We start from the raw sequence: 8,954 nt of genomic DNA on the forward strand, positions 1-8,954 counted from the left end.
CTGGCTTCGCTCAACAACAGCGGCGGCACCGTGCAGGCGGGCATCGATGGCGTGGGCGGCGTGGGCAACGTGGCGCTGGATGTGCGCAGCATCACGGGCCAGGGCAGCATCATCGCCAACAACACGCTCGGCATGCACCTGGTGGGTGACTACATCCAGGCCGCGGGCTCCAGCATCAAGGCGAACGGCGGCTTCACCCTGGCGGTGGACGGGCAGTTCACCAACAACGGCAGCATCCAGGCGGTGAACGGCCTGACGATCAGCGCGGCGAACATCACCAACAACGCGGGCGCGCTGCTCAATTCGGCCAACACGCAGCTCAGCACCGGCGGCACCATCACCAACGCCGGCAACATCGAGGGCAACACGGTCGGCCTGAAGGCGGGCACGGTGAACAACACCGGCAGCATCATGGGTGGGAACGTTACGATCCAGGCCGGCACGGTGATCAACGGGGCCGACTTCGGCCAGGCCATCGGTAACCCGGACTACCAGAGCGGCACCATCGCCGCCACCAACAGCGTCGATATCTACACCAGCTACCTGCTCAACCGCGATGCGCAGATCTTCAGCCTGGGCAGCATCAACGTGGCGGGAGCGGCGCGTAACGGCCAGGGCCTGTTCGATACGCGTGCGGGGCAGATCGACAACATCTCCGGCTCGATCCAGGCCCAGGGCAGCATCCTGCTCGCGGCGACCCAGATCAACAACGTGCGCCGCGTGCTCAACACCACGAGCCACACGCTGACGGCCGAAGAATCAGCCAAGTCGCAGCCGCTGCCGCGCTCGGATTACAAGTACGGCTTGAACAAGGTCCAGGAGTACGAGACCTGGACCGAGTACCACACGATCGACGAGACGGTAGTCAACGCCGCGAGCGCGCAGTCGCAGATCGTGGCGGGTGGGAGCATCTCGCTCTACGGCTCGGTCACGAACAATACCTCGACCATCGCGGCTGGCAGTTTCCTCGCGGTAAACCAGCAGGGCGCCGGCGGCGGCACCGGCATGGTGTTCGGTAACGAGAACGTCGCCAACCAGTCGCTGGCCGCGGGCCGTACGATCCAGACGGTGGCCGTGACGCACCATATCGGCTGCGGCACGGACCAGAGCCTGTGTAATAACGCCGGTGGTGATCAGGAATCGACGTCGTATCGTCCCACTACCGATCCTTCCACCTACATCCACGATAACTACACGGCGCTTGGCGCGGTGATGTCCGGTACGCAGGGCGTTTCCATCGGTGGCGTGAACGTCTCCAACGGCGGCGTCACCGCGGATGGCCGCTCGGTTGGCAATACCCGCCTCGATCCCAATGCGCAGGCGATCGGCCTGTCGTCGGTGAACAAGGGCAATGCACAGGGCGCAGGCGGCCTGCCGATTGGTGCGCAGGTCGATCCGGCGACCGGCCATGCGCCGCAGGTCCTTGGCGGTGCCGGGCAGCCGCTGGCCGGCGTGACGCTGCCGACCGGCGGTATTTACAGCGTGCGTGGTGGCGATAGCGTCGCCGTGGATGGTCCCACCGTGGGCGGCCAGATCACCGCCGCATCGGCGGGTTCGCGCAGTGCCGTGGGCGGCGTGGATGCGGGTGCGCTCTCGGCCTCGGCCACGGGCGCTTCGGCACGCTACGCCAACCTGTTCGGCAATGCGTTTCTCGCCGCGCTGCTGGGCCACGCGCCGAGCAGCAACTACCTCATCGAGACCAACGCGCGCTTCGCCGACTACAGCCAGTTCATCAGCAGCGACTTCCTGCTGGACAAGCTGGGCCTGGATCCGGCGCGCACGATGATGCGCCTGGGCGATGGCTTCTACGAGCAGCAGCTGGTGACCAACCAGGTGACCCAGCTCACCGGCCGCACCTACCTGGCCGACTACAGCAGCGGCCTGGAGGAATACCAGGCGCTGATGAATAACGCCACGCAGGTCGCCCAGGCGATGAACCTGAGTGTGGGCGTGGCGCTCACCGCCGACCAGGTCAGTGCGCTGACCCAGGACATGGTCTGGATGGTGCAGCAGACCGTGGACGGGCACGAGGTGCTGGTCCCGGTGGTTTACCTCGCTAAGGGCGGCCTCGGTCTCACCGCCCAGGGGGCTGTAATCGCGGGCGGCGATGTGAGCATTAACGCCTCGGGCTCGCTCTCGAACGACGGCACCATCCGTGGCGAGAGCAGCACGCTGCTGACGGCGAAGGACCTGCTCAACAGCGGCCGCATCTCCAGCGGCGGCCTCACGGCGATCAGTGCCACGGGCAACATCACCAACCTCAACGGCCGTATCGATGGCGCGGGCGTGAGCCTGGTCGCTGGTGGCGATATCCGTTCGGAGAACCTGGGCGGGCTCGTTGGGCGTGGGATGGATGCGTCCAGCATCACCGCCACGCAGGGGCTGCAGATCAGCGCGGGCAACAACCTTTCGCTCAGCGGCACGAAGGTGACCGCGGGTGGCGATGCGCTGCTTTCCGCCGGCCACGACCTGACCCTCGCCGGCCAGGGTGTCACGGCGGGTGGCAGCCTGGCGTTGGCGGCGGGCAACAACCTGTCGCTGGAGTCGAGCCTGACCACCACGCATCCGTATGCGTGGAGCAACTCGCTCACCGGCACGCAGGCGCAGGGCATCACGCTGAGCGCCGGCAAGGACCTGTCGCTGATGGCCTGCAACGACCTCAGTCTGTCGGCCACGACCCTGAAGGCGGGCGGCAACGCCTCGCTGCAGGCGGGTAACGACCTGACCGTCGGCGCCGTGCAGAGCGGCACGCGCTGGAAGACGGAGACGACCGGTAGCTCGATCGACGCGGGCGGTTCATTGCTGTTGCAGGCTGGCCACGACCTGGGCGTGCAGGCGAGCACGCTGAAGTCCGGCGGTGACATGGCCGTGCTTGCGGGCCACGATCTCTCGCTGACCGCGACCACGAACGGCAGCGCGACCAAGGTAACCCATGACGTCACGACGCTGGACGCGGGCGGCAGCCTCGCAGTTGCCGCGGGCCACGATGCGACCCTGGAAGGCACCCAGCTCAAGGCGGGCGGTACGGCCGCGCTCCAGGCCGGTAACGACCTCAACCTGACCACGGTGACGGATAGCCAGACCTCGACCGCCAGCTGGAAGGAAGGCAAGAAGAAGATCACCCAGACCACAACGGACGAGACGGTGCGTGGGGTAACGCTGGATGCCGGCAAGGGCGTGCAGATCGCGGCAGGGCACGATGCCAACCTTGAGTCGGCGACGGTGAACACCGCGGGTGACCTGACCGTCGCCGCGGGCCACGACCTGAACCTGACGACGGCGGACGAAACACACGCCGTCGTCACCGATACGAAGAAAAAGAAGAGCGGCCTGCTCAGCAGCAAGACCACGACGACGCACGACGAGGTCTCGGAAACCTACGCGATCGGCAGCAGCCTCACCGGTGCGAACGTCAACCTGATCGCCGGCAACGACCTGAATGCCACCGCAGCCAAGGTGAGCTCGGACGGGGCCATCGCGCTATCCGCCGGGCACGACGTGAACTTGCTGGCGGGCGAGGACGTCTATGACGAGAGCCACAGCCGGAGCGTGACTCGCTCAGGCATGACCCGCGGCCAGTTGCCCGCCGACTGGAACTACCAGAAACAGACCAAGGCTAATGCTGGCGTCAGCGAAGATCATGTAGCCATCGGCACGACGCTAAGCGGCGACTCGGTCGCCATCAGTGCGAAGCACGATATCAATACGCAGGGAGCTCAGATCGCCGGCACGAACGACGTAACGCTCGCGGCCGGGAACAACCTCAATATTGGTACGGCGCTTACTACTCATGCAGAGGGGCATGAACAGAAGGTTTCTACTTCTGGGTTTATCCAGGATGGCCTCCGCGTCACGATCGGTAACCAGAAGACGAAGGGCACGCTGGATGTCACCCAGATCGACTCGACCGGTAGCCTCATCGGCAGCACGGATGGCCGGGTAACCCTCGCAGCAGGCCAGGACGTGCACATCACCGGCTCCGACGTGCTCAGTCATACGGGCACGGCGATCGTTGGCCAGAACGTCACGATCGATGCGGGATTAGGGAGCGTCGATACGCGGCAGACGCAGTCGATGCACACCGGTGGCATCAATGTGGGTCTGACCGGTGGTGCGGCCGATTCGGCGCAGGGTGCATACGCATCCGCACATCGCGCGGGGCAAGCCGATGACAACCGATTGAAGGCACTCTATGCGGCTCAGGCGGCATATGGAGTCTACGACGCGGTTGGCGGTGTGCAAGCGGGTGCAGCAGGCGCCGCGGGCGAAGCTGTGGGAGGCAATATCGCCCGCGATGCACAGGGCAACATCAAAACCGACAGTAGCGGGAACGCTGTCGCCAAGGATGATGGTGCACAGGGAGCCGCGAACGCTAGCGGCGTAAGCCTCCGTATTGGTCTCGGTGCCAGCACCGTCAATAGCCATTCGACCACCCATGACGACACGACCGCCGGGAGCACCATTCGAAGCGATGGCGACATCACTATCGCCGCCTCAAATGGCAATCTGAACATCATTGGCAGCCAGCTTGACGGCAAGAACGTTGCCCTGGCTGCTAAAGGTGACCTGAACCTGTTGAGCCAACTGGAATCTCATACACAGAAGAACAGCAGTGCGAACGCCAGTGGCGAGCTCGGATTCAGTATCGGCAGCCAGACGGGTTTCTATGTCACGGCCAGCGTTGGCAAAGGTATCGGACACGGTAACGGGACCACGAACGCCAACACGTCCGTGACCGCTTCGGACAAGCTGACAATTATTTCGGGCGGCGATACCAACATACTTGGCGCGCAGGCCAGGGGCGAATCCGTCGTCGCGTCGATAGGTGGCGATCTGAATATCGCCAGCCAGCAGGCTACGAACGATTACGCGAGCCAGTACTGGCAGGTTGGTGGTACCTACGTCTACGGCTACGGTAGTTCGGTCAATATTGCTGCGGGTAAGACGACGAGTAACTACAAGAGCGTTGACCAGATCAGCGGTATCGGAGCCGGCGATGGTGGCTACAGCATCTATGTCGGAGGAAACACTGACCTTAAGGGAGGAGTAATCGCCAGCTCCGCAGCTCAAGGGGAGAACCTGCTAAGCACCGGTTCTCTGAGTTACAGCGATATCGAAAATAAGGCGAGCTATTCAGCCATAAGCGGCGGCTTCTCCGTGGGAAGCGGCGGCTTCTCCCCGAACAACCTGAGCATACCGCAGTCGAAGAACGGGAACAGCGAGACTCGTGCGGGTATCGCCGACGGGATGATAGATGTCCGTAGCAACCCGGGAATGGACCTTGGCGGTCTCGACCGCAATCCGAATCTGGATGTTGGTGGACTGAAGCCAATCTTCGATGCTGAAAAGGTCGCTGAGCGTCAAGAGCTTGGGCAAGCTGCGGGATACGTGGGCATGCGCGCAGCTGGAGACCTGTCTGACTATATGCAAAAGCATGTTCCGGACGCAGAAAAGGGCTCTTGGCAAGACGGAGGATCGAACAAGATTCTCCTGCACGGGATGGTCGGTGCGGCGATGGCGGCGCTAGGTGGGGGTGATGTCGCGAGTGGCGCTCTTGGAGCTGCCAGTAGTGAGGCCGCCAGTGACGTTCTGCAGCGATATCTCTACGAGAACGGTGTTGATCCGCGTTCGCCGGAAGGCAAGACACTGATGGGGCTTGCCAGCGCGGCTATCGGCGCCGTGGGCGGGGGTAGCGGTGTAACTGCTGCGGTTAACGGCGAGTTGTACAACCGTCAGCTCCATAAGGATGCAGACCCTGCAAAGGACGAAAAAGGACTTATCGACAATGTTCTGGCGAAGCAGTACGCAGAGCAGCATCCCGGCATGAGCGTGGACCTTGCCGCGCAAATCTTGGAAGGTGCTGCAGGCGTCATGCTGGATCGAACAACGGCGATCAATTCCGTATACGACCCGGAAGCGATGCAGGAGGCTCAGAACTTCCTGCATTCTTACGCGCTGTCGCAGGGTAATCCCACCATTGGCTACGATCAGTTCGGTCAACCAGTCCCACTCTTTGGCGTGTCGGCTCCGTACCAGCGGAACGATCCAACGATCTTCAGTGGTAACCCGCAGTTCCAGCAGGGGCCGCAGGCCCTCGGATTGAAGCAACTTCAGGATTGGGGCAAGGGGGTGAATGCCGGCGTTCTAAACGCGCTGAATCCGGGTACAGCGGTATCCGCTCTGCAGTCCACGCTCGCGATGTTCTCCGATCCCGTTGGGTCCATGGCGAAATCGCAGCAGAGCATGGGGAGCGTGTTCTATCAGGCGCAGCAGGGTAACTTTGTGCCCGTCGGTACCACCGAAGGCGAAATGGCCGGCGGGACCGCGCTTCAGTTTGCGCTGAGCTATGGCATGTGGCGCCTTGGAACGCCGCAGTTGACAGCGAGCGAGCAAGCGGCCGCGTGGCAAGGATCGGGTTCGTATCCTGGAGTCGATGCGTACCGCGACATAAGCCTCAAGCCTGGCACACTAATCGTCGGCGCCTCGCCAGGTCAGGGGAATTACTACACGACGATTTCGGGCTACACGAGGACGGGAGGCGATGTCATCTCGTATTATCAAGGTCTCCAGGTCGCACCAAATCTCATGATCGCCGCGAGGGATGTGGTGAGAGATGGGGTTACAATTTATCGAGTACCGGCGGAGACCCCCGCGGCATTCGCTCGAGCGCTCGCAAATCCTCAATGGGGGAAGGGTGGCCTACCGCAGATCTTTGTTCCTGACTACTCGGCTCTTCAGCCGGTACTTACCATTCCATTTGAGAACAAGGTTCCGGGGGTAAAGCCATGATAGATGTGACCAACGGCTATGTGCGTTTTCCGGATGGCTTGATCCTCTCCCCATCTATGACAGTGCAGGACCTGCCCGAGACATGGCGAGATAGAGAGTACCGCAGCGGTATCGAGGGACGTCGAATGTTTCCGTGTGGTTCGCACGAGGCGCGCGGTCAGCGATGGGGTGTTGCGGCAATCTTCGTGGGTCAAATCGATCAGGTTTTGCTGCAGTTGCAATCAGATTCGCTCGATGACTGGACCCTGGATAACGAGCGAATCCGGAATCGCCAGCATGTCGAGTATATCCGCGAGGCGTTTCGTGGCTTTCGGACAGTGGCGGAGCCCGGTAACGGACTCCGTGTCGAGTTTCCTTGGGGCTTTGTCGCATGTACCCTTGACTTACGTGGCGTTCAAGCTTTGCTGCAAGTTAAATACGGGTACGGTAACGCTAAGTGACTACGCTTGAGCTCGTGTGTCAGGAGGCCGGTGATCTTGTCTTCTCATTTGAGCTGCCGATCGGTTTTATCCAAAGTCGCGGTCCACCTGATGATCTCTATGCGCGAGAACAAGAGTCGTCCTGATGTCAGAGAACTTCTCGAACACGCACGATTCATGCGGATCTAGAGCCAGGCAATCGGTCACGAGGTCAATGTTCCCATCGATTTGGGTATGAGGCATTGGCTTCTTGAGTCAAATCTCAGTGATATTCCGTAGCTCGCTAGCTTATTCTCGACGTTTTACTTGGCTCTCGAGGGGGCGACATTCCCATTGACCGTGTCCCGCTTGAGAATTTTCGGCGGTGTCTCCTTGCGGTTCTTCCAACAAAAACAAATACCGTTGATTCGGGGCGTGCAAGAAGTTCGGTACAGGTCGGACTGTGGAAGAAAGCAATGTACGTGAGCCGGAAGTTTGACGTAGACAAGGCAATCGTCGGCCTGACATCGTTCGATATACGATTCGTAAATGACAACCGATTCGATGCTGCGCGGCCCATGGGAAACGTAGCCAAGGACCTCGTCAATGGCGTCGCGAAAGCATGTTTCGTCGGTCTCTTCGATGAGGTCAAGGAAGTGCTCCCAAGAAGCATAGAGTGGCTGCGTTATGAAATTGCGAGCCAGGAGAGCTTCGGATCGACAACCGAATATCACTCGTCGCTCCTAAATCAAGCGCTCGCGCTAGCGCTCTGGATGCAGAGCGGATCTTTTGACGAAAGCGTATGGGATAGCGCGCTTCGAATTGATCAGGCGGTGATCAGTGTCAGCACCAAGGTCTACTCACCCAAGGACCTGGTGTCCGCTCGTCTCGATCACGTGATGCCAATAGCCGTCCTGGCCGGAAGATATGATGCGGCTATCGCGGAGTTTGAGAGCTTGCCAGACGCAGTGACCTCCAAGGCAAAGTCGGTGTCACCCCGTGAATAATCTTATACGGTTGCTCAGTCTCAGATGGCCCCCGCAGCTCAGGCGAACCTTTAGTCGCTGGGTGATGCCGCTATTTCAGCAAACTTGGATTCCTATTTGGCTTATGGTCGATATATCTAAGCTGCGACCCATTTTTGTCGTGTTCGATCAAGGTCCAAGGATCTAGTGATGCTGTCGGATCGCTACAATCCGCAATTGGAAGATAGGTGGGACGCGCGTGTACACAAGCACTAGTCCACTTCGTCCGACGGCCATGAGGTGTCTCCTTCTCCTACTGTGCGGAGGGCTTGCGTCATCCTCAGTCATTGTCATTTCCTTGTTTAGCGGCGGTGAATTCATACGACAGTGGCGCGGTCTCTTGGCATTCTTCGCCATCGGAGTGCTCGTGACATCGATTTTAGGCCTCCCGCTTCTTTTCGCGGTCGATCGGTGGCTAAAGTTCCGTGGCCGCTATGTTCTGGGAGGCGCCCTGTACGGGCTGATTTTCTGGCTCGTCGTCGATGCTCCGATATTTCCGAAGGATTGGCCCAACTGGTTTGATCGAAACTTCCTGATTCATTACGCGATCCCTCGCGCGGTAGCTCACGTGATGTTCGGGGCGTCTGTAGGAGTCGTATTCACCTTCATGGTTTGGGCGGTTGAGCGTGGCAGGAGAAGTGCTCCTCCCTAAGGATTGGCGTCGGTCGGCTGCGTCGACGTTTTCTGAGGACTAATCGATGATCGATAAAGAGTACGCAGTTGCAAAGGCGCGAGAGCACAT

The 8,954-nt window shown here is 60.6% G+C and carries 3 protein-coding genes; all 3 read left to right on the forward strand.

Annotation, left to right across the window (positions count from 1 at the left end; translation table 11 throughout):
* The first annotated feature begins 30 nt into the window (after nucleotides 1-30).
* The 3 genes from ACTHLF_RS20540 to ACTHLF_RS20550 all read left to right on the forward strand — a co-directional run bounded on the left by ACTHLF_RS20540 (nucleotide 31) and on the right by ACTHLF_RS20550 (nucleotide 8,194).
* On the forward strand, nucleotides 31-6,789 hold the full coding sequence (locus ACTHLF_RS20540) for a hemagglutinin repeat-containing protein (protein ID WP_440329982.1): 6,759 nt from the start codon (nucleotides 31-33) through the stop codon (nucleotides 6,787-6,789).
* Complete coding sequence (locus ACTHLF_RS20545) at nucleotides 6,786-7,229, forward strand: hypothetical protein (protein ID WP_440329983.1); 444 nt, start codon at nucleotides 6,786-6,788, stop codon at nucleotides 7,227-7,229. Before ACTHLF_RS20540 ends, ACTHLF_RS20545 begins: the two co-directional genes overlap by 4 nt.
* Before the next feature lie 440 nt (nucleotides 7,230-7,669).
* Nucleotides 7,670-8,194, forward strand: a complete 525-nt coding sequence (locus ACTHLF_RS20550; RefSeq protein ID WP_440329985.1) for a hypothetical protein — start codon at nucleotides 7,670-7,672, stop codon at nucleotides 8,192-8,194.
* Nucleotides 8,195-8,954 lie beyond the last annotated feature (760 nt).

It is taken from the genome of Luteibacter sp., from assembly GCF_051958795.1.
In the GTDB taxonomy this organism is placed as follows: Bacteria; Pseudomonadota; Gammaproteobacteria; order Xanthomonadales; family Rhodanobacteraceae; genus Luteibacter.